Annotated in this window: 17 protein-coding genes and 1 pseudogene; 10 read left to right on the top strand and 8 right to left on the bottom strand. The window is 37.2% G+C overall.

Annotation, left to right across the window (positions count from 1 at the left end):
- Window positions 1–68: 68 nt before the first annotated feature.
- The gene (gene nhaA, locus AO58_RS0105000; RefSeq protein WP_024980652.1) at window positions 69–1235 is read right to left on the bottom strand and encodes a Na+/H+ antiporter NhaA; all 1167 of its coding nucleotides are present in this window, start codon (window positions 1233–1235) and stop codon (window positions 69–71) included.
- 221 nt (window positions 1236–1456) lie between these two features.
- On the opposite strand from nhaA, the gene AO58_RS0105005 reads away from it, so the two are divergent.
- Together AO58_RS0105005 and AO58_RS0105010 are read left to right on the top strand one after the other, a co-directional pair.
- Window positions 1457–2404, top strand: a complete 948-nt coding sequence (locus tag AO58_RS0105005) for a 2-hydroxyacid dehydrogenase (RefSeq protein WP_024980653.1) — start codon at window positions 1457–1459, stop codon at window positions 2402–2404.
- A gap of 78 nt (window positions 2405–2482) precedes the next feature.
- Window positions 2483–2764 (top strand): TM2 domain-containing protein, encoded by a 282-nt coding sequence (locus AO58_RS0105010; protein ID WP_024980654.1) that lies wholly within the window; start codon window positions 2483–2485, stop codon window positions 2762–2764.
- 72 nt (window positions 2765–2836) lie between these two features.
- Here the strand turns inward: AO58_RS0105010 and AO58_RS0105015 are convergent, their stop codons facing one another.
- Entirely contained in the window at window positions 2837–3445 is a 609-nt protein-coding gene (locus tag AO58_RS0105015) for a superoxide dismutase (RefSeq protein ID WP_024980655.1), read from the bottom strand.
- A gap of 170 nt (window positions 3446–3615) precedes the next feature.
- Entirely contained in the window at window positions 3616–4299 is a 684-nt protein-coding gene (locus AO58_RS0105020) for a ComF family protein (protein WP_024980656.1), read from the bottom strand.
- A gap of 96 nt (window positions 4300–4395) precedes the next feature.
- Here AO58_RS0105020 and AO58_RS0105025 point away from each other — a divergent pair, with 96 nt between their 5' ends.
- The gene (locus AO58_RS0105025) at window positions 4396–5937 is read left to right on the top strand and encodes a glycine--tRNA ligase (RefSeq protein WP_024980657.1); all 1542 of its coding nucleotides are present in this window, start codon (window positions 4396–4398) and stop codon (window positions 5935–5937) included.
- 54 nt (window positions 5938–5991) lie between these two features.
- Here the strand turns inward: AO58_RS0105025 and AO58_RS0105030 are convergent, their stop codons facing one another.
- Window positions 5992–6513 (bottom strand): DUF3575 domain-containing protein, encoded by a 522-nt coding sequence (locus tag AO58_RS0105030; RefSeq protein ID WP_024980658.1) that lies wholly within the window; start codon window positions 6511–6513, stop codon window positions 5992–5994.
- A 335-nt stretch (window positions 6514–6848) separates the two neighbouring features.
- Here AO58_RS0105030 and AO58_RS0105035 point away from each other — a divergent pair, with 335 nt between their 5' ends.
- The 4 genes from AO58_RS0105035 to AO58_RS0105050 all read left to right on the top strand — a co-directional run bounded on the left by AO58_RS0105035 (window position 6849) and on the right by AO58_RS0105050 (window position 10922).
- A complete protein-coding gene (locus tag AO58_RS0105035; RefSeq protein ID WP_024980659.1) occupies window positions 6849–7661 on the top strand; it encodes a LytR/AlgR family response regulator transcription factor in 813 nt (270 codons plus the stop codon).
- Window positions 7662–7834: 173 nt separating this feature from the next.
- On the top strand, window positions 7835–8074 hold the full coding sequence (locus AO58_RS0105040; RefSeq protein ID WP_024980660.1) for a hypothetical protein: 240 nt from the start codon (window positions 7835–7837) through the stop codon (window positions 8072–8074).
- A 93-nt stretch (window positions 8075–8167) separates the two neighbouring features.
- Entirely contained in the window at window positions 8168–10216 is a 2049-nt protein-coding gene (locus AO58_RS16950) for a tetratricopeptide repeat-containing sensor histidine kinase (RefSeq protein WP_244530669.1), read from the top strand.
- Window positions 10217–10223: 7 nt separating this feature from the next.
- Window positions 10224–10922: a response regulator gene (locus AO58_RS0105050; protein WP_024980661.1), complete on the top strand. Its 699-nt coding sequence runs from the start codon at window positions 10224–10226 to the stop codon at window positions 10920–10922.
- A gap of 39 nt (window positions 10923–10961) precedes the next feature.
- Here the strand turns inward: AO58_RS0105050 and AO58_RS0105055 are convergent, their stop codons facing one another.
- Entirely contained in the window at window positions 10962–12764 is a 1803-nt protein-coding gene (locus AO58_RS0105055) for a GNAT family N-acyltransferase (protein ID WP_024980662.1), read from the bottom strand.
- A 198-nt stretch (window positions 12765–12962) separates the two neighbouring features.
- Here AO58_RS0105055 and AO58_RS0105060 point away from each other — a divergent pair, with 198 nt between their 5' ends.
- The 3 genes from AO58_RS0105060 to AO58_RS0105070 all read left to right on the top strand — a co-directional run bounded on the left by AO58_RS0105060 (window position 12963) and on the right by AO58_RS0105070 (window position 15984).
- A complete protein-coding gene (locus AO58_RS0105060) occupies window positions 12963–13724 on the top strand; it encodes an exodeoxyribonuclease III (protein ID WP_024980663.1) in 762 nt (253 codons plus the stop codon).
- Between the two features lie 144 nt (window positions 13725–13868).
- Window positions 13869–14807, top strand: a complete 939-nt coding sequence (locus AO58_RS0105065; RefSeq protein ID WP_024980664.1) for an OmpA/MotB family protein — start codon at window positions 13869–13871, stop codon at window positions 14805–14807.
- Window positions 14808–14946: 139 nt separating this feature from the next.
- Window positions 14947–15984 (top strand): NADP(H)-dependent aldo-keto reductase, encoded by a 1038-nt coding sequence (locus AO58_RS0105070; protein WP_024980665.1) that lies wholly within the window; start codon window positions 14947–14949, stop codon window positions 15982–15984.
- A gap of 267 nt (window positions 15985–16251) precedes the next feature.
- On the opposite strand, the pseudogene AO58_RS18090 reads toward AO58_RS0105070, so the two are convergent.
- The 3 genes and pseudogenes from AO58_RS18090 to AO58_RS0105090 all read right to left on the bottom strand — a co-directional run.
- Window positions 16252–16590 (bottom strand): annotated as a pseudogene (locus AO58_RS18090) (peroxiredoxin family protein); the annotation flags it as partial.
- A 272-nt stretch (window positions 16591–16862) separates the two neighbouring features.
- The gene (locus tag AO58_RS18355; protein WP_081764645.1) at window positions 16863–19631 is read right to left on the bottom strand and encodes an SUMF1/EgtB/PvdO family nonheme iron enzyme; all 2769 of its coding nucleotides are present in this window, start codon (window positions 19629–19631) and stop codon (window positions 16863–16865) included.
- Window positions 19631–20116 (bottom strand): T9SS type A sorting domain-containing protein, encoded by a 486-nt coding sequence (locus tag AO58_RS0105090; protein ID WP_024980668.1) that lies wholly within the window; start codon window positions 20114–20116, stop codon window positions 19631–19633. Before AO58_RS0105090 ends, AO58_RS18355 begins: the two co-directional genes overlap by 1 nt.
- Window positions 20117–20502 lie beyond the last annotated feature (386 nt).

Consider the following 20502-nt stretch of genomic DNA (forward strand, 5'->3'; position numbering starts at 1 on the left):
TTTGAATTAGTGTCATTAAAACGGATTGCAATTTGTGTTGATTGGTGTAATTCGTGGCTAAAAACAGATTACACCGCTTTTTTCTTTTTAGTCTTCTTCTCTTTCAAATTGATTTTGAGCCATATAAAACCAAGGGTTCCTGCCAAAAATGAAGCAATTAGAATCGCAATTTTAGAATAATTGATGATTTCCTCCCCGTCATTTTTAAAGGCCAACAAGGTGATAAAAATGGACATTGTAAATCCAATCCCGCCAAGCATTCCAGCTCCAACAATATCTTTCCAACGCAATTCTTTGGGCAAAGCACAAAAACCCAACGACACCGCCAAAAACGAAAACAACCAAATCCCTAATGGTTTTCCGATGACTAAACCAGCTATAATGCCCAAAGAGTTAGCATGCGACAAGCCCTCGTGCCAATCGCCTTCAATTGGGATTCCAGTATTGGCAATGGCAAATAAAGGTAGGATAACAAACGCCACGGGATTGTGTAAAAAATGTTGTAAACGGTAGGAAGAAGTCTGCGGTCCACCATCCCCAAACGGAATCACAAAGGCCAAAATAACACCTGTAATCGTAGCATGAATTCCTGAATTCAACATAAAATACCACATGGCCACGCCACCAAGCAAATACGGAATTAAATTATGGACCTTTTTTCTATTTAAAATAAACAAGAAGCCCCAAACGGCAAAGGCATAAAATAAATTTAGAAAGGCAATCGAATCAGTATAAAACACAGCGATGACGATAATGGCTCCTAAATCGTCAATAACAGCCAATGCCGTTAAAAATATTTTTAAAGAAGCAGGCACCCGATTCCCCAGTAGGGATAAAATTCCAATAGCAAAAGCAATATCAGTAGCCATAGGAATACCCGCTCCGTTTTGGGTAATCGTTCCAAAATTTAACGCTAAGAAAATTCCAGCAGGCACTAGCATCCCTCCCAAAGCTCCAAAAATAGGTAAAGCAGCATTTTTAATATCGGATAATTCGCCATCATAGATTTCGCGCTCCAATTCTAATCCAATCATTAAAAAGAAAATAGCCATCAAACCGTCGTTGATCCAATCGGTAATGCTATGATGTCCCAAAGGCGTTTTCCAAAAAGCGATATAATCGGTTTGTATACTCGAGTTAGCTAGAAGAAGCGAGAGGATTGTCACAAAAAGAAGTAATAAACCTCCAGCTTTCTCAGTTTTGAAAAATGCTTTAAATGTTTTTGTTAATTTCATAAATAGTAATTATTGAAACGAATTTCTAGTATAGCCTTCTTTTAACAAGATATAGGTGTAAAAGTAACTTTTTTATACAGAGTAAAAAAGGTGTTTTTTTAAAGTTGAAATCCGAAAAATGTGTTTTTTGCAAATTTAAGCTTTTTTTGAGGGAACTGTTTTAAAGAAAACATAAACCGTATTTTTTTTTCGTTACTTTGAAAGCTAAAAAATTAAAATTTATGGACATCAAAATCCTTCATATAGATAGCAACAATCCTTTGTTGTGGGAACAATTGCAGCAAGCGGGTTTTCACAACGAAGCCGACTTTACTTCTTCTAAAGAAGCCGTTGAAGATAAAATTAAAGACTATCATGGCATCGTGATTCGTAGCCGATTCAAAATCGATAAAAATTTCATCGACAAAGCTACTAATTTACGGTTTATTGCCCGAGTGGGTGCTGGTCTCGAAAGCATAGATTGCGAATATGCTTTGTCTAAAAATATTGCACTCATAGCCGCTCCTGAAGGTAATCGAAATGCGGTAGCAGAGCATTCTTTAGGAATGATTTTGTCGCTTTTTAACAAACTCAATCAAGCCGATGCTGAAATTAGAAAAGGACAATGGAATAGAGAAAGTAACCGCGGTCATGAACTAGACGGAAAGATCGTTGGGATTATTGGCTACGGAAATATGGGAAAAGCTTTTGCCAAAAAACTGCGAGGGTTTGATGTTGAAGTGCTTTGTTACGATATTTTGCCTAATGTAGGTGATGCCAACGCCAAACAAGTTACACTAGAAGAATTACAACAAAAAGCCGATGTGCTGAGCCTACATATTCCTTGGACACCCGAAACGGACAAAATGGTGAATGCTGATTTTATCGCTTCATTTTCCAACTCTTTTTGGTTAATTAACACCTCAAGAGGCAAAAATGTAGTTACTGCCGATTTGGTTCAAGCCTTAGAATCTGGAAAAATTTTGGGTGCAGGATTGGATGTTTTGGAGTATGAGAAATTGTCTTTTGAAACTTTATTCCAAGATAAAAACACGCCAGAAGCTTTTGATTATTTACTAAAAAGTCCAAAAGTTTTGCTTTCTCCACATATTGCTGGCTGGACTTTCGAGAGTCATGAGAGATTGGCTCAAGTGATTGTGGATAAAATAAAGGCACTTTATGGTAAATGATAATCTATTGGTTAATAAAAATATGTAACTTTTTTTATAGATTTACCACTAACTAAGTCATAACCAAAATAAACCATCATGGAAGAAACGAAACACGAAGCATGGAACACCCCTTATCCTAAAGCACAACCAGAAAACAAAAAAATTATTGCCGGTGTATTGGCAATTCTTTTCGGGTATCTTGGGATTCACAAGTTTGTTTTAGGCTACACGCAAGAAGGAATTGTTCAATTAGTAATTGGTGTAGTTACCTGTGGAATTGGAGGTATAATTGGCTTTATAGAAGGTATTATCTATTTGACCAAATCTGATGAAGAATTTTATCAAACCTACCAAGTGGGCAAGAAAGGATGGTTTTAAACTATCGATTCAAAAATAAAAAAGGCTGTCTAAACTAATTTTAGGCAGCCTTTAATTTATAGTAAAAACATTTTATTTTTCTAAAACGTAACGTCTAGTTACTTCAGTCCAGTTGATTACATTGAAAAAAGCTTCGATATAATCTGGTCTTCTGTTTTGATAGTGCAAGTAGTAAGCGTGTTCCCAAACGTCCATTCCTAAAATTGGAGTTCCGCCGCAACCTACACCTGGCATTAATGGATTGTCTTGGTTTGGTGTACCACAAACGTCTAATTTTCCGCCTTTTTGAACACACAACCAAGCCCATCCTGACCCAAATTGTGTAGCTCCAGCTTTAGCAAACTTAGCTTTGAATTCTTCAAATGTTCCGAAAGAAGCCTCGATAGCATCAAGCAATTCGCCTGTTGGTTGTCCGCCTCCATTTGGAGACATTACAGTCCAAAACAAATTGTGGTTATAAAAACCTCCACCATTATTACGAACGGCAGCGTTGCTTAGGTCTAAATTGATTAAAATATTTTCGATGGTTTTGCCTTCCATATCTGTACCTGCAATAGCTGCATTTAGGTTGGTAGTATAAGCATTATGATGTTTAGAATGGTGAATTTCCATTGTTCTTGCATCAATATGTGGTTCTAATGCATCGTATGCATAAGGTAATTGTGGTAATTCAAATGCCATGATATGTGATTTAATTGATTATAAAAATTTATCCAAATTTATGCAATTAACTTTATACTTTAAAAAACAATTTTGTTATAATTCCTATTATGTTTTTGGAATCCTTATTTTTTGAAGGTATAAATGTAATATACTCACTTTTAGATTTTAATTTCTTTAAAAAGATAATTTTAGGAATGTGCCATAGCTATACAAACAATACTAATTTTGGTGTTTGGAATTTCCAAAAGTGCTCTAGAACAAGCTTCTAGTGTGGCGCCAGTGGTTAAAACATCATCTAGTATTAAATAATGCTTTTGGTGATCCTCAGGGCTAAAATTTACTTCGAAAACTTTTTGATCACCATAGATTCTCCCCATTAAATTTTTCTTGGATTGGGTTTTTACATGAAGTTTTTTAAACAAAATATCTCTTCTTATCGGAATGTTTAACACCATTGATAAAGCTTCTGCAAAAGTATCGACTTGATTGTAGCCCCTTTTGCGCCATCTTTTGGTATGTAACGGAACAGGAATTATTGCAGCTACATTTTTTAAAGGCTCACAATTTTTTAAGTCTTCCGCATACCAATGCCCCAGTTGAGTTCCTATTTCTTGTTGCCCACGGTATTTCAAATTATGAATCAATTCCTGAACCATTCCTTTTTTATGAAAGTACAAAAAAGCAGAGGCATGTTCTAGGGGAATTCTGCCATAAAATTTTTTGTAGGCTTCGTTTTCGGGGAGTAAATGATGATTGGTTTGTGGAAGTTCATGTCTGCATTGGGTACAAATTGTTTTTTCGTTACTCAATAATAACGCATGACATCCGCTGCAAACTGGAGGAAAAAACAAGTCGATAAGGTTTTTAATCATCTAATCAGGGTTTTATTGTTAAAAATAAGTAAATCCGCAATGCAATCTTGCTCTTTTTTCTTTTTTTTAAATCACTTTTTATATTTTTGCAGTACTATGGCAAAACAAGAAGATTTATTTAAGAATGTAGTTTCGCACGCAAAAGAGTACGGCTTTATTTTTCCGTCAAGCGAAATATACGATGGTTTGAGTGCAGTATATGATTATGCACAAAACGGTGTAGAATTAAAAAAGAACATACGCGAATATTGGTGGAAATCGATGGTACAAATGAACGAGAACATTGTAGGTCTCGACGCTGCCATTTTGATGCATCCAACCACTTGGAAGGCTTCAGGCCACGTTGATGCTTTTAATGACCCATTGATTGACAACAAAGACTCTAAAAGAAGATACCGTGCCGATGTTTTGATTGAAGATTATGCCGAAAAACTAAATGTTAAGGCAAAGAAAGAAATCGAAAAGGCAAAAGTTCGTTTTGGAGAGGCTTTCAACGAGCAAGAATTTATTACGACCAATCCAAGAGTAGTAGAATATTTAGCCAAAGAAAGAGAAATTCTAGAAAGAATGGGACGTTCTTTGGGTAATGGTGATTTAGAAGATGTAAAAGCCTTAATCGAAGAATTAGAAATTGCGTGTCCAGAATCAGGTTCACGTAATTGGACCGAAGTGCGTCAATTCAACTTGATGTTTGGTACCAAATTAGGTGCTTCTGCTGATACGGCAATGGATTTATATTTGCGTCCAGAAACGGCTCAAGGAATTTTTGTGAATTTCTTGAATGTTCAAAAATCTGGGCGAATGAAAGTTCCTTTTGGAATTGCACAAACAGGAAAAGCTTTCAGAAACGAAATCGTTGCGAGACAATTCATCTTCCGTATGCGTGAATTCGAACAAATGGAAATGCAATTTTTTGTGCGTCCAGGAGAAGAAATGCAATGGTACGAACACTGGAAAGCTACGCGTTTGAAATGGCATTTATCACTTGGTTTAGGGGCAGAAAGATACCGTTTTCATGACCATGAAAAATTAGCGCATTACGCCAATGCTGCTGCCGATATCGAGTTTGAATTCCCTTTTGGTTTCAAAGAATTAGAAGGAATTCACTCAAGAACCGATTTCGATTTGAAAGCGCACGAAGAATATTCAGGTAGAAAATTACAATATTTTGATGCCGAATTGAATCAAAATTACGTGCCGTATGTGGTAGAAACTTCAGTTGGTTTGGACAGAATGTTCTTGGCGGTTTTTGCTACTTCTTTAAAAGAAGAAACCTTAGAAGACGGTTCAACAAGAACAGTATTAAAATTACCATCAGTTTTAGCTCCTACAAAAGCAGCTATTTTACCTTTAGTAAAAAAAGACGGTTTACCAGAAATTGCTAAACAAATCATTGAAGATTTACGTTGGGATTTCAATGTTTCTTATGATGAGAAAGATGCAGTAGGAAGACGTTATAGAAGACAAGATGCCTTGGGAACACCTTTCTGTATAACAGTAGACCATCAAACCGCAGAAGACCAAACGGTGACCATTCGTCATAGAGATACGATGAAACAAGACCGTGTAGCTATTGCCGACTTAAAAGCCATCATCGAAAATGAAGTATCGATGAAAAATTGGTTGATGAAAATGTAATCACATAGCTATTATATAAAGAAAGCTTCTCAAATCGAGAAGCTTTTTTTGTATTTAGTTGAATCGGTAGCCAAAAGTGATGCCGCCTCGACCAACTATCTCATAATCAGTGTCCGAGCTATTGAAAAGATTACGTCCAACGCCACCGTTTATCTCGAAGATAAATCCTTTTTTGGTAATCCATTTGGCACCGAGTCCAAATCCTAAAGCGAAATCGGTACGAGTGGTTGTTCTAGATTCGTTTCCTATGGTGTTGTATTTGTAGCTTTCATAATTGTTTAGCATACCAAAACCTTCAGCAAAAAAACCTGCAGCAGGCTTTTTTCCAAAATAGTAACGATAGTAGGGTGTAAAGATCACTTTTGTATCAATATCGTCATCTATAGCTAACAACAAAGAAGCACCAAAGGCTGATTCTTCATTAATTATCCGTTCATAGCTTACCTCTAAGGCTCCCGCCACTAATAAAGCAGCATTTATTTTCATTTCATTTTTTTTCGAAGAAATTGATTCGTTTTCTTGAGCAGTTCCAGATAGAAAGTATCCGAAAGCCAATGCTAGTAGAATTTTTTTCATAGTTAAAATAGATTTTAGTTGTTTCAAATGTAAGAAAAAAATGTAAACAAAATCTTAGGCTTATTTTTTTTCTCAATGTTCTTTCGGCTTGATTCAGTTTTTAAGACTGATTTTTGTGTACTTCATCGGATTTTTATGCATTTCGTCTATTTCTATTAACATTTCAAGGCTTTGTTTTAACAAACTCAAATAAAGACATAATGATACAGTAATTTTAAAGGTCTAAATTGTGTTTTTTGTTTAAAATGGTATTTTTACGCACTATTAAAATATCCACCAAAAAAAGATTTAGAATTTAGACAACCGATTTCTAAACTGAATATAAGCGTTGTTGAATGAGTTTTACCTATATTATTATTGACGATTCTCAAGAAAGTGCTTTGGATACCAAGGCTACCGCACAAAGTTTTTCGGAACTAGAATTCTTAGGTATGACTTTTACGCTTGAACAAGGAGTACAGTTGATACTTGAAAAAGGGCCTGATCTTGTTTTTTTAGAGATTGCTCCTGGTGATGAAAAAAGCAAGTTATCCTTATTTTTGATTAGTGAATTGCACCGTTTTTTAGCCATTCTGCCAGCAATAATTATTACAACTACCCAAAAAGAGTACGCATTCGAGGCCATTGATTATGGTGTTTTTGATTATTTTTTAAAACCAGTATCCTCCGTACAGCTATTAAAGACATTGCATAAGTTGCGAAAAAAAGAACCATTTCTTTTGCCTCAAACCGAAACACGTCATGAAAGTAATGCGGATGCTAGGGCAAGGGTTCAATTAGAAACTCAAGCAATACCCAAACCGTTAACAATTTGTATTAAATCCTATGGCGATTATCGGTACCTTGTTGCAGACGAGATTACGCATTTTGAAGCCGACAATAACTCGACCGATATTTATTTGAAATCAGGAGAAAAAATTACAGCCTTTAAGACCCTTAAACATTTTGAATCCATGTTGGTTTTTCCATTCGTTCGAATCCACAATAGTTTTATCGTTAATAGCCATTGGATCTCCCGAATTCAAATGGGAAATTCTCAATGTTTTATCAGGAATTCCTCCATAAAAATTCCTTTTTCCAAAACATACAAAACGAATGTTGACTTAATTATTTCTGGTTTTTCTGATCAAAATTATATAGAGTTTTGATAATCAGTCTATTTGCTCTAATTTGACTACTCTTCACTCATGAATGCCTATGTTCTACCAAAAAGCGTGTTTATGTGTAGGAAAAAATCCTGTTACCTACTTAGATTTACAAAACAATTCCGAACAGATCGGGGGAAAAGTAAAATCTAATCAAAAACATAAAGCACCAAATTATGAAAAAAGCAATCTTAACTATCGGTTTATTTACATTAGTAATGGGATTAACATCATTTACTTCTACTGAAGCAAAAAGTTCTGTTGGAAAAGAGATCAATTTATTAGAAATAAGTGGTTCTCAATCAGCGGGAAGAAATAAAAAGGTTGATATTAGTGGTTCTCAATCTGCAGGAATGAATAAAAAAGTAGATATCAGTGGCTCTCAATCTGCAGGTAGAAATAAAAAAGTAGATTAATTTTTTTCTTTAAATATACCTAAGGGACATCAAATTTGATTGTCCCTTTTTTTTTGTAATAACTTTTCCTATTTTTGGTAAAAACAAAAACTATTGATTGCTAGATATTTATTAATTGTCATCTGTGTTCTTTTATTGATGAACTGTTCAAGAAGTGAAACGGTGAAGGCAAAAAGAGTTGCACTGTCCATAGATAGCTTGATGCTGTATTTAGACAAAGCCAATGATGATAAGTACACAAGAGAACAAAAACAACTTTTCAGTAAGCAAGCATTTGAGTTATTAATGGAACAAGAAGTAGATTCCTTGTCCATAGTAAATATGTTCAAAGTTGCGAATCGTTTTTATAACATTGGTGATTGGAAAAATTTCAAAATTGTAACTGAGAAGATTTTAGTTCAGACTTTAAATCAGAAAGATACTTTGAATATAGCCAAGTCTTACTCATATATAGGGGATTATTATAGTTCGATTGGTGTTTCTGACAGTTCATATGTTTTTTATTACAAAGCGGAAAAACTATATTCAAAAACAAACGAAGTCAGCAATTTATCAAAAGTATTGCTAAATAAGGCTTTGCTGCAATTCAATGAAGATGATTTCCTAGGTAGTGAGAGGGCTGTAATAAAAGCTTTAAGAGCAATTCGTGGAACTGACTCAAAAGATATTGAATATGAATCTTATAATTTATTAGGCATAATTTATAATGAATTAGAGGAGTATGATAAGTCTATAGGATTTCATAATAAAGCATTGTCTTATTCAGATTTAGATGAAATCCCCGCGATTTATCAATCTAAAGCTACTTCTTTAAATAATATTGGTTATGTATATCAGAATCAAAAAAAATATAGAAAAGCCGCGCAATATTATCAAGAGGGCTTAAAACAAGAAAACTTAAAGTACGACAAACCTTCGTTGTACGCCATGTTGTTGGATAATTTAGCGTATTCAAGATTTAAACTCAATCAAGAGAAAGAATTGCCTGAATTGTTCTTAAAATCGCTACAATTAAGAGATAGTTTAAAATTAACTTCAGGTATTGTAGCTAACAAAATCCATCTCTCAGAATATTACAGTTTTCACAAAGACAGTACAAAAGCCTTACAATTTGCTCGAGAAGCTTTGTTGTCGGCACGTAAAGACAAGAATTTCAGAAATGTGCTAGTGGCTTTAAAACAAATGGGTGTAGTAGAGCCCCAAAACGCTTCTCGTTATTCCAAAGAGTACATCCATATTAATGATAGTCTTCAAAAGGCCGAACGAAAAATGGGCGAAAAATTCTCTAGAATTGAGTATGAAACGGATGTAATTAAAAGTGAGAACACGGATTTAGTGGTGCAAAACCGAAATCTATTCTATGTTTTTAGTATTTTGATACTCGTGGGGGGTTTTATATTTGTATTTGTGAATCAAAGGAACAAGCACAACTTGTTAGTTTTTAAAGCACAACAACAATTAGCCAACGCCGAAATTTACAACTTGATGATTACCCAGCAAAAGACGATTGAGGAGAATCGGATCAAAGAAAAACAACGAGTAGCTCGAGAGTTGCACGATGGTGTTTTGGGAAAAATGTTTGGAGTCCGAATGAATTTGGATAGTTTAAACACTGTACAAGATGCTTTGGCAATAAAAACCAGATTGAAGTATTTGGCTGAATTAAAACAAATTGAGCAAGATATCCGTGAAATTTCACACGATATGAACCGCGAAAACTCCGAATTAATTAATAACTTCGTGGTTATTCTGACCAATCTTATTGACCAGCAGCGAAAGGCTTTCAAAACAAAAGTGGTGTTTAGTTTGGATAAAAATATTGATTGGGCTAATATTTCAAATGAGATTAAAATTAACTTGTATCGAATTGTACAAGAGGCGCTTCAGAATTCAAATAAGTATGCCATTCCGTCTGTCATTACCATAGAATTTTCAAAGGAAGAGAACCCTTTACGAATAAAGCTTGTAGTGGCTGATGATGGTAAAGGATTCAATTTGAAAAAAGCTAAAAAAGGAATAGGTTTACAGAATATTGAATTTAGAACCAAAGCATGCCATGGAAAACTTGAGATCAAAACTAAACCCGGTCAAGGCACCCTATTAACTGTTGAAGTCCCTATTGAAGATAACCCCATAACCTAACAAACTAATGAAAACCCCATCGAAAGAAACCTACGCTTTAATTACCAAAAATATTTTAATTGTTGATGATCATCCCTTTATTATTCAGGGGTACAAAAATGCAATAACTAGATACAAACCTGAGGAATATGGTTTTTCAATTCATCAGGCTAAGGATTGTCAATCAGGTTATGAAGTGATCACAAATCCTGAATCTCCTACTTTTGACATTGCTTTTTTGGATATTAGCATGCCAGCTTACGAAGAAAAAGGAATTTTTTCGGGCGAAGATTTGGCTAAACTACTCCGAGAACACATGCCTGATTGTAAGATCATCCTACTGACCATGTTCACCGAGATTTTAAAAATAAAAACCATTATTAAAACCATTAACCCGAATGGTTTGGTGATTAAAAATGATTTGACTTTTGATGAATTACTCTTTGCGTTCGACAAAATAATTAATAATGAAATTTACTATAGTCAATCCGTTTTAGAGATGCTGGCTCAAATGCAAGACGAGAGTATTGAAATCGATCAATTTGATAAAACCATTTTGTTTCAGTTGTCAAAAGGAACGAAACGTGCTGATATCTCGCAATATTTACCCATTTCGTCAAGTGCTATTCAACGCCGAATGGAGGAAATGAAAGTATTATTGGAACTTAAAGAGGGTACCGATGAAGAATTAGTAAAAGTAGCCAAACTAAAAGGATTGTTGTTGTAAAAAAAACAGGCTGCCAAGTATTCTGGCAGCCTGTTTTTTTTAATCTTCTTTGTCGTGCATTTTACGCTCCAATTCAGCTTGATATTCTTCCATCACTGGTTTCATCGTGCTCTCTGGAATGTCTTCTATTCGAATGTAAATCAACCCATCAATCGCGTTGTTGAAAAGCGGGTCTACGTTAAAAGCAACCAATCTAGCGTTTTGCTTGATGTATTTTTTAATTAATACCGGCAAACGTAATACGCCTGGTTCTAGTTCATCAATAATTTTATCAAATTTATTCAAATCGGCATCTGTCTCATTAAAGACAAAATCTTTATCCGCATCCTTCAATTTTACTTTGAATTCCTTTTTCGGATGTACATATTGCGCGATGTAAGGATCGTAATAATGGGATTTCATAAACTCAATCATCAACGATTTTGAAAAATCTGAGAATTGGTTGCTAATACTTACTCCACCAAGTAAATATTTGTGTTCCGGATAATGTAAGGTGGTGTGAATGATTCCTCGCCATAACAAGAACAAAGGCATGGGTTTTTGTTGGTACTCCTTAATAATAAAGGCCCTACCCATTTCGATAGACTTATGTAGCATTTCATGCAACTCAGGTTCAAATCGGAACAATCCATTCAAATAAAAACCATCCATACCATATTTAGGATAAATCTCGCAACCTAATCCCATGCGGTAGGCACCAGCAATTTTTTGGGTCTCGTCATCCCATAGAAAAAGATGGCGATAATATTTGTCGTATTTGTCTAAATCAATAGATTCATTAGTACCTTCTCCGACTTCTCTAAAAGTAATTTCACGCAAACGACCTATTTCATGCAAAATATTCGGAATGTCCTTGGCTTGTGCAAAAAACACTTCATAGTTTTTACTTTGCAACAAACGGCAATCCAATTGGCGTAGTTTTTCAACCTCACCAATCATGTTTTCACTACTGGCAGGTGTGACGATTTTTTTTGGACTTTTATTCGCCTTTAGTGGGTTCGTGTTGAGAAAGTTGTTGTCTTTCTCAAACGGATTGGCCAGCATGTAGGTTTTTTTTCTTAAAAACTCCGAGTACTCTTCAATGGATTCGTACTCGTTTTGCTCTGCTACAGAAATAGGTTTTCCAATACGTACTTTGATAACCCTTTTCTTTTGCGTTAGCAATTCAGAAGGCAGTTTTGCCGTTCGCAACGTGTCGCTAATTTTAGATAAAAAGTAAAATAAATTACTGTTTTTAGCATGAAAATAAATCGGTACAACGGGAACTTGTGCTTTTCGAATCACTTTGATAGCGCCTTCTTCCCAGGGTTTATCTACCATTAATTTACCATCTTTGTAGGTCGAAACTTCACCAGCTGGAAAAATTCCCAAAGGCTTTCCGTCTTTCAAATGGCGCAAGGTTTCCTTGATGCCCACCACACTCGATTTGGCGTCTTTGTGATTTTCAAAAGGATTCACCGGCATGATATATGGTTTCATCGGATCAATACGATGCAACAAGAAATTAGCGATAATTTTAAAATTAGGCTCTTTTTCTAGCATTAATTTCAATAACAATATCCCATCAATACCGCCCAAAGGATGGTTAGATATGGTAACATAAGCGCCATCTTTTGGCAATCTTTTAAAATCCTCTTTTGGAATTTCGAATTTGATTTCAAATTCATCCAATATGGCATTCAGGAATTCAACCTCACTAAGATGCTTGTTCCTGTTGTATATTTTGTTTAAGGTCGAAATTTTCAAAACTTTCATCAGTAACCATCCCGAGAAAGTGCCAAAAACTCCGTATTTATCCGTTTTTATTGCCTTTGCAACTTCTTTTGCGGTGACTAAACCCATTTATTTTTATGTTTTTGAGCAAGCCGCAAAGATAGAAAAAAAGCCCAATTTATTTGGCTTTTGTCAAACAAACTTCGACTTTTTTAGTACTTTTGGATTCTTCAAAAAATCAAGATATTGGTTTTAATTTTATATTAAATTATTGTCAAAACCTATGTTTTGCTTCAATAGTCATCAACTTTTAACGCAGTACACACCATGAAAATCATTTCTTACAACGTTAACGGAATTCGCGCTGCCATCACCAAAGGCTTCTTAGATTGGTTGCAGCAAGCCAACCCCGATGTTATTTGCCTTCAAGAAATAAAAGCCACCGAGGATCAAATACCCGTAGCCGACATCGAAAAAGCTGGCTATCCCTATCAATACTATTTCTCGGCCACCAAAAAAGGCTATTCAGGTGTAGCCATTTTGTCCAAAATCAAACCTAATGCGGTGACTTACGGAACCGGAATCGAGCATATGGATTTCGAAGGGCGCAACCTCAGAGTCGATTTTGATGATTGCTCCGTGATGAGTTTGTACTTGCCTTCTGGCACGAATATCGAACGTTTGGATCACAAATTCAAGTACATGGATGATTTTCAGGAGTACATTAATGCCTTAAAAAAAGACATTCCCAACCTTATTATATGTGGTGATTACAACATTTGCCACAAACCTATTGACATTCACGATCCCATTCGAAATAAAAACGTTTCGGGCTTCCTTCCAGAGGAGCGCGCCTGGTTAGATCAATTTATCAACTCGGGCTTTGTGGATAGTTTCCGTCATTTCAATCAAGAGCCCCATCAGTATTCGTGGTGGAGTTACAGAGCCGGCGCTCGTGGCAATAACAAAGGCTGGCGCATCGATTACAACTTAGTCAGCGACACTTTACAACATAAACTCAAAAGAGCCGTTATTCTACCAGATGCTATGCACTCCGATCATTGCCCAATTTTGGTCGAAATCGAATAATTTTCAGGAGCTAATCCTGCTGTCCGCTATATCTTACTGGGCGAACCCCGCCCAGTAAGGATGCCGCTCCCATCAGGGCATTAGGGCATTAGGCTTCTTACAAACAATAGTTTCAATTCGAACATATAGTTTAAAACAAATACCATGATCAAAAAAATCTTCCTTGGACTAACACTACTACTCTTAGCCAGTTCTTGCGTGTCCAAAAAAATCTACAACGAACTCGAAAATAAATTAGCCAATCTTCAAAAAGAACACGCCGATTTGACCGATGAAAACGGCGAACTGCAAAAAGCAAAAACACAATTAGAATCCGAAAAAGAAGGATTAACCTCTGAGTTAAACAAAACCAAATCCGATCTAGAAAAATTAAAAGCAGATTATGCCGCTGCGCAAAACAAATATAAAGTCTTACAAGATTCCTATGCCGCGCTCGAGAAAAATAGCAATGAAGCTTTGCAAGCCAACATGAAAAAAAATCAAAATCTCCTAGCCGAACTCGATGCCAAAAGCAAAGCCTTGGGCATCGAAAGAGAGCGTTTAAGCAAAAATGCACAGCGTTTGCAAGAACTCGAGGATTTGATTGCTGCCAAAGAAGCTGCCATGAAAAATTTAAAAGAAACCTTGTCCAAAGCCTTGAATAGTTTTGAAGGCAAAGGCCTGACCGTTGAGCAAAAAAACGGAAAAGTTTACGTTTCTATGGAGAACAAATTATTGTTCAATTCAGGTAGTTGGGCCGTAGGTTCCGAAGGGAAAAAAGCCGTAGTAGAAGTGGCCAAAGTTTTAGGCGATAATCCAGATATTGCTGTGCTAATCGAAGGACATACCGATGACGATGGTTTTAAAAGCGCTGGACCCATTGCTGATAACTGGGATTTGTCTACCAAAAGAGCCACGGCTATTGTAGCTATTTTGAGCGAAAACAAAAAAGTCAACAAACAAAATTTAACGGCTGCAGGTCGTAGCGAATATGCTCCCTTAATGAGTAACGCCACCGCCGAAGGAAAAGCCAAAAACCGCCGAATCGAAATCATACTGACGCCACGTTTAGACGAAATCTCAAAAATGTTAAACGAGTTTTAGAAAAAAGCTGGTCTTAAAGAAAAGTACAAAAGGCTCATCGTTTTATGGTGAGCCTTTTGTGTTAAAATTAACGAATGTCGAATTTTAAAACGGAAGCTAATTTTTATCTTTGAATGCTTAAAATGTAATTATCAAATCAATGAAATATACCACACTTCCTAATACCGACATTCAAGTCAGTAAAATTTGTTTAGGCACGATGACTTTTGGTCAACAAAATACAGAAGCCGAAGGACATGCTCAAATGGACTATGCTTTAGAACAAGGCGTTAACTTTTTTGATACTGCCGAGATGTACTCCGTACCGGCTCGTCAAGAAACCTATGGTAGCACTGAACGCATTATAGGCACTTGGTTCCAAAAAACGGGCAATAGAGACAAAGTGGTTTTGGCTTCAAAAATTGCTGGGCCAAATCCTAACTTTACCTATATGCGCGAAAAGAATGATTTTTCTCCAGCGAGTATTCAATATGCATTAGACAAAAGTTTAGAGCGTTTACAAACGGATTATATAGATTTGTACCAGTTGCATTGGCCAGAACGTAAAACCAATTTTTTTGGACAACGCGGTTTTAAAGTACAAGATGATGCTTGGGAAGACAACATTCACGCAGTTTTAGAAACATTGAATGGTTTTATCCAACAAGGAAAAATAAAACATATCGGATTGTCGAATGAAACGCCGTGGGGAATCATGCGCTTTTTGGAAGAGAGTAAATACCATAATTTGCCAAGAATCAAAACGGTTCAAAATCCTTATTCGTTGTTGAATCGTTTATACGAAAATGGTTCAGCAGAGATTGGAATTAGAGAAAACGTGGGGCTTTTGGCCTATTCACCAATGGCTTTTGGGGTGTTGTCGGGTAAATTTTTAACGGGCGAATCACATCCTAACGCAAGAATCAATTTGTTTCCTCAATTTTCAAGATACAATAGCGAACAATCGGCTGCGGCTACACGTTTGTACAACGAAATTGCACAGCAAAACGGATTGACGCTAACGCAATTGGCTTTGGCTTTTATTGAGCAACAACCTTTTGTAACCAGCACGATTATTGGCGCAACGACTATGGAACAACTGAAAGAAAACATCGATACAATCAACGTGACTTTGAGCGAAGAACTACTGCAAGCGATTGATGGCGTTCAAGCAAAAATTCCAGATCCAGCGCCTTAATAAAGGAGTGGAATTAGAATAAAAAAAGCTGTAATCGTGTTGTGATTACAGCTTTTTTTGTGGACAGTTAAAAACCTATTCATAGAAAAAAGGGTCACATAAATTTTATGGGGATTAAGCAAAAAGTTTTTCCATTCTAAAGAGAAAGAATTTTACAGTGATCCGCAGAATGCGATTACAAAGCATTTTAATGCCTATTACCCATAATCCTTGGTAGCAGCACAAAGCTACTGTTAACCACTAAACCGCCACTATTGGCAGGTGCTGTTAGTGTTTTGTTTGTTCATTTCCTTGCACCAAATACCAATCAACCCAACTGTCCATTTGTTTTACTGAGTTGGGGCGCAATAAAATTTCACGTTTCTCATTCAATAGAAACATTGTGGGTGTGCCGAAAATATAATAATTTTTCACTGCCGTGCTGTTCCATTTTTGATAATCACAAAAAGAAATAAAGGGTAAAGTAGCGGTGAAGTTTTTAAACATTTCTTTGTTTTCATCGAGTGATACAAAAACTACTTCTACACCTTGAGCCTTCCATTTGGAATAGTTCTTTGCTATTTCGGGTAGTTCTTCTGTACATTTTTGACACCAACTAGCACCAAAAACAACAACCGTTTATGTATTAAAATAGTCCAATTTTTATTGGACTATATTTATCTCGTCCGAAAAGACTAGACGGCATTATACCACAAAATTTTGGACTATTTTAAATCCTTAATTGGTATTACAGCGCAACAAGCGTGGTGGTTTGTATTTCTGTACAAAAAAACACAAAACCCCATTTGCTACTGAAAGCAAATGGGGTTGTTTGTGAAATTAGAAAATTACCCGCTGCGCGGTTTTCTTTTTTTCTTTTTAGCTCAATTTTTTATGATCTAGAAAACTACACGAAAACCGATGGCTTCGTTGAAGCTATCGATTTCATCGGGATTGACCCTGCCACGTCGAGCCGAACGGCAGCTATCGGCGCCGCCGCTCCAGTTGCCACCACGAATGACACGGCTCGTACCGGTACCAGGGCCTGTCGGGTTGGTTGCAGGTGCAGTCGAAGTAGCGGCATACCAGTCTGAACACCATTCCGAAACATTACCATGCATGTCATAAAGCCCCCAAGCATTGGGTGCATAAGTCCCTACACTTTGTCTAGTACCGGGATCGTTTGTGCTCGTGTTGGTACAACCCGTTTGTGGAGAACTCCAATTATAATTGGCTTGGCTATTGCTCAAGCAAGCCCCAGTGTTAAAAGCAGTGATGGTGGTGGCGCGTGCCGCATATTCCCACTCGGCTTCGGTGGGCAATCTTCCACCGGCATATATCGCAAAGTATGCTGCTCCATACCAAGTTACGTTAATTATCGGTGCATTAGGGTTGCCCGTTGGTGCCCAGTTGCCGCCGCTATAGGTAAGCCCAGTGATACCGCACAATTGCTTATATCCGTAGGGTCCTGTAGCCGAAGTACTTAGCTCCACGTTGGTGTCGTTTAGGAACTTCACAAATTGGGCGTAAGTTATTTCTTTAGTACTCATACTAAAAGCAGCTAAAGTAACGTTGTGTTGCACTTCGTCACTAACCCTATTTGGCTCAGCAGCAGGGCTGCCCATTGAAAAAGTGCCTGCGGGTATGGCGGAGGTGGTAATACCCAAAGCAGCGGTTATTGTAGTTGTAGTCTTAAAACTAACCTCATTTCCATAACTTGTACCAGCACTATTAGTTGCATAAGCTCGCACATAATAAGTATTATTGGCAATCAACCCTGTGAGGCTACTTACAAAAGTTCCTGTGCTTGCACCATCAATAGTTTTGGCACTTAAGGCAATAGTTGGGTTGGTGGTGGTGCTGTAAACTACGCCTCTTGCTGTTAAAGTAGCACCCCCATCGTTGGTTACATTTCCGCCTGTAGTGGCGGTTTTGGTGGCTATTGTTGTGGCTGTTGTGGTGGTAAGGGTTGGTAGGCTTATTGCGCTGGTGGTAAAACTTATCTCAGAACCATATGCTGTACCAAAGCTATTAGTCGCATAAGCTCGTACATAGTAGGTAGTATTGGCTGTCAAACCTGTAATATTACTTATAAATGCACCAGTTCCTGCACCATCGGTAGTTTTGGTGCTCAAGGCAATGGTTGGGTTGGGGGTGATGCTATATACTACACCACGGGTTGTTACGGTTTCACCGCCATCGTTGGTTACATTTCCGCCTGTAGCGGCGATTTTGGTGGATATTCCGGTGGCACTTGTGGTCGTGATGTTAGGAAGTAAATTTTTTGATAGGGTTTCCAAAGCCGCTATTTGCGTTTGCAGTTGCGATACCAGTGCATCAATATAGGCTTTGGTCGCGGCATCTTGTGGGTTGGTTGGGTCTAGCAAGTTGGTAATTTTGGTGTTGCTCGCACTGTTGTTCACAGTAAGTATATTAGCCAAATCGGGAATATTCGTATTCACAATATAGGGGTTTGGGGTGGTCCCAGCACCTGTAATGGTTACGTTGGTACCCGCTGTTGTTACACCACCTTGACCTTCTATACCATTACAAATATACTTTGTAAGAGCTCCATTAATTTCACTAGCATCTAAAGTGTTATTTTCGTTTAAGTCTAAACCGTATTCGAGTTTCACACCGCCTGATGTACAGTTTATACCTGCCGATTCGGCTGTTGTTTTAACCAACGAATTTTGGCCATTTGTACCGTTAGTTCCAGTATCGCCTTGGTCTCCTTTATCACCTTGGATTCCCTGAATTCCTTGTGCTCCTGTTAATCCAGTATCGCCTTTGTCTCCTTGGATTCCCTCTGGACCTTGGGCACCAGTTAGACCTGTATCGCCTTTTAAACCTTGAATTCCTTGTGCACCTGTTAATCCGGTGTCGCCTTTGTCTCCTTTTGAACCTTGAATTCCTTGTGCTCCTGTTAATCCAGTATCGCCTTTGTCACCTTTTAAACCTTGAATTCCTTGTGCACCTGTTAATCCAGTGTCGCCTTTTAAACCTTGGATTCCCTGAGGGCCTTGTGGACCTGTGGCTCCTGTTAATCCAGTGCCACCTTTATCTCCTTGGATTCCTTGAATCCCTTGTGCTCCTGTTAATCCAGTATCGCCTTTGTCACCTTTTAAACCTTGAATTCCTTGTGCACCTGTTAATCCAGTATCGCCTTTTAAACCTTGGATTCCCTGAGGGCCTTGTGGACCTGTGGCTCCAATGGCACCGTCAACACCATTTGCACCTGCTGGACCCTGAGGACCAGGCGTTGCACTGCCTGATGTTTTGGCGTACATAGCAAATGGTACGCTCAACAATTGGCTTGTACCCATTATTGAGTAATTAGTTCCACCTGCTGGATCAGTTTCTGTTTTTATAAAATAGGGGCCATTAGCCCAGTCGATTAATGAAAAATTATCAGAAGTTGTTCCTGTTCCAATTTCAAAACTCACCAAACCATTAGCATTGGTTGTTGGTGTTTGAGTTTCAACATAAACAGCAGTTCCATTTGCAGAACCTTGTACTATGCTTATTTGCATACCAACAGCGCTAGAGGTTACCAAATTATTACTTCCGTTACGCACAACGGCTTGATAGCTCATTTTTTCTGGTGCTTGAGCAAATGCACCTGCAGCCATAAATAAAACGACAAATAGAGTAAATATTCTTTTCATTAATTTTGTTTTTTAATAATTTTAAATGATTGTACTTTTTGGTTTACTTGGTTTAGAACATTTAAAAAATAAGTAGCGTCGGGCAAACTATTCATTTTTATTTGCGTTTGCTGTGCTGCTATTGGGTAGTTGCTTAACAGTCTACCCTGCAAATCAAAAAGCTGATACGAGAATTTTTCATTGTTGTAATTGCTAATTTGTAAGGTAACTGCATCTGTTGTAGGGTTAGGAAAAACGACAACCGACATGTTTAGTGTTGGATCATTAATGCCTAGGTTATAAATTTCATAGGTATGTTGCACGCCTTGTGCTACACTGCCAGTACTGCCTGTGTTGGTGGTATAAACCACTTGCCCTACCGAATAAGCAACTGATCCTCCACTGCCTGCAGCATTACCACCTGAGGCGGCAGTTGTTTGTTGTGCTTGTGCTGTTAGCCCTAGGCCTAGCAACAAAACACTCCATTTTGGTTTTTTGTGTTTCATTTTTTGGTTTTAAATTATGTTTTGCAATGATACACTTTTATTTATTTTTATGCTGTTTTTTTTTACAATTATGCATAACGGGAGTCTGTAAAAAAACCTCGAATTTTGGCAATTCCAAGTGTAGGCAATAACATTTAACATAAGGAAGAAAAGCTGTACGTTTAAACGCGTAACACATCCAGGGAATTTCTGGTTATTGGCGTCACAACAATGAAACAGCTGAAAGAAAACATCGATACGATTAACGTGACTTTAAGCGAAGAACTACTGCAAGCGATAGATGGCGTTCAGGCAAAAATTCCAGATCCAGCGCCTTAAGAAAGAACTAGAATTTCAATAAAAAAAAGCTGTAATCGTGTTGTGATTACAGCTTTTTTGTGGTTTTA

Source organism: Flavobacterium succinicans LMG 10402 (assembly GCF_000611675.1).
Classification (GTDB): Bacteria; Bacteroidota; Bacteroidia; order Flavobacteriales; family Flavobacteriaceae; genus Flavobacterium; species Flavobacterium succinicans.

Bases quoted from the DNA above. Each gene is read 5' to 3' on its own strand.
- AO58_RS0105035 (WP_024980659.1), top strand. From the start codon at position 6,849: ATGAGTTTTACCTATATTATTATTGACGATTCTCAAGAAAGTGCTTTG.
- nhaA (WP_024980652.1), bottom strand. From the start codon at position 1,235: ATGAAATTAACAAAAACATTTAAAGCATTTTTCAAAACTGAGAAAGCT.
- AO58_RS0105050 (WP_024980661.1), top strand. From the start codon at position 10,224: ATGAAAACCCCATCGAAAGAAACCTACGCTTTAATTACCAAAAATATT.
- AO58_RS0105015 (WP_024980655.1), bottom strand. From the start codon at position 3,445: ATGGCATTTGAATTACCACAATTACCTTATGCATACGATGCATTAGAA.
- AO58_RS0105030 (WP_024980658.1), bottom strand. From the start codon at position 6,513: ATGAAAAAAATTCTACTAGCATTGGCTTTCGGATACTTTCTATCTGGA.
- AO58_RS0105025 (WP_024980657.1), top strand. From the start codon at position 4,396: ATGGCAAAACAAGAAGATTTATTTAAGAATGTAGTTTCGCACGCAAAA.
- AO58_RS0105060 (WP_024980663.1), top strand. From the start codon at position 12,963: ATGAAAATCATTTCTTACAACGTTAACGGAATTCGCGCTGCCATCACC.
- AO58_RS0105020 (WP_024980656.1), bottom strand. From the start codon at position 4,299: ATGATTAAAAACCTTATCGACTTGTTTTTTCCTCCAGTTTGCAGCGGA.
- AO58_RS0105010 (WP_024980654.1), top strand. From the start codon at position 2,483: ATGGAAGAAACGAAACACGAAGCATGGAACACCCCTTATCCTAAAGCA.
- AO58_RS0105005 (WP_024980653.1), top strand. From the start codon at position 1,457: ATGGACATCAAAATCCTTCATATAGATAGCAACAATCCTTTGTTGTGG.
- AO58_RS0105090 (WP_024980668.1), bottom strand. From the start codon at position 20,116: ATGAAACACAAAAAACCAAAATGGAGTGTTTTGTTGCTAGGCCTAGGG.
- AO58_RS18355 (WP_081764645.1), bottom strand. From the start codon at position 19,631: ATGAAAAGAATATTTACTCTATTTGTCGTTTTATTTATGGCTGCAGGT.
- AO58_RS0105040 (WP_024980660.1), top strand. From the start codon at position 7,835: ATGAAAAAAGCAATCTTAACTATCGGTTTATTTACATTAGTAATGGGA.
- AO58_RS0105065 (WP_024980664.1), top strand. From the start codon at position 13,869: ATGATCAAAAAAATCTTCCTTGGACTAACACTACTACTCTTAGCCAGT.
- AO58_RS0105070 (WP_024980665.1), top strand. From the start codon at position 14,947: ATGAAATATACCACACTTCCTAATACCGACATTCAAGTCAGTAAAATT.
- AO58_RS0105055 (WP_024980662.1), bottom strand. From the start codon at position 12,764: ATGGGTTTAGTCACCGCAAAAGAAGTTGCAAAGGCAATAAAAACGGAT.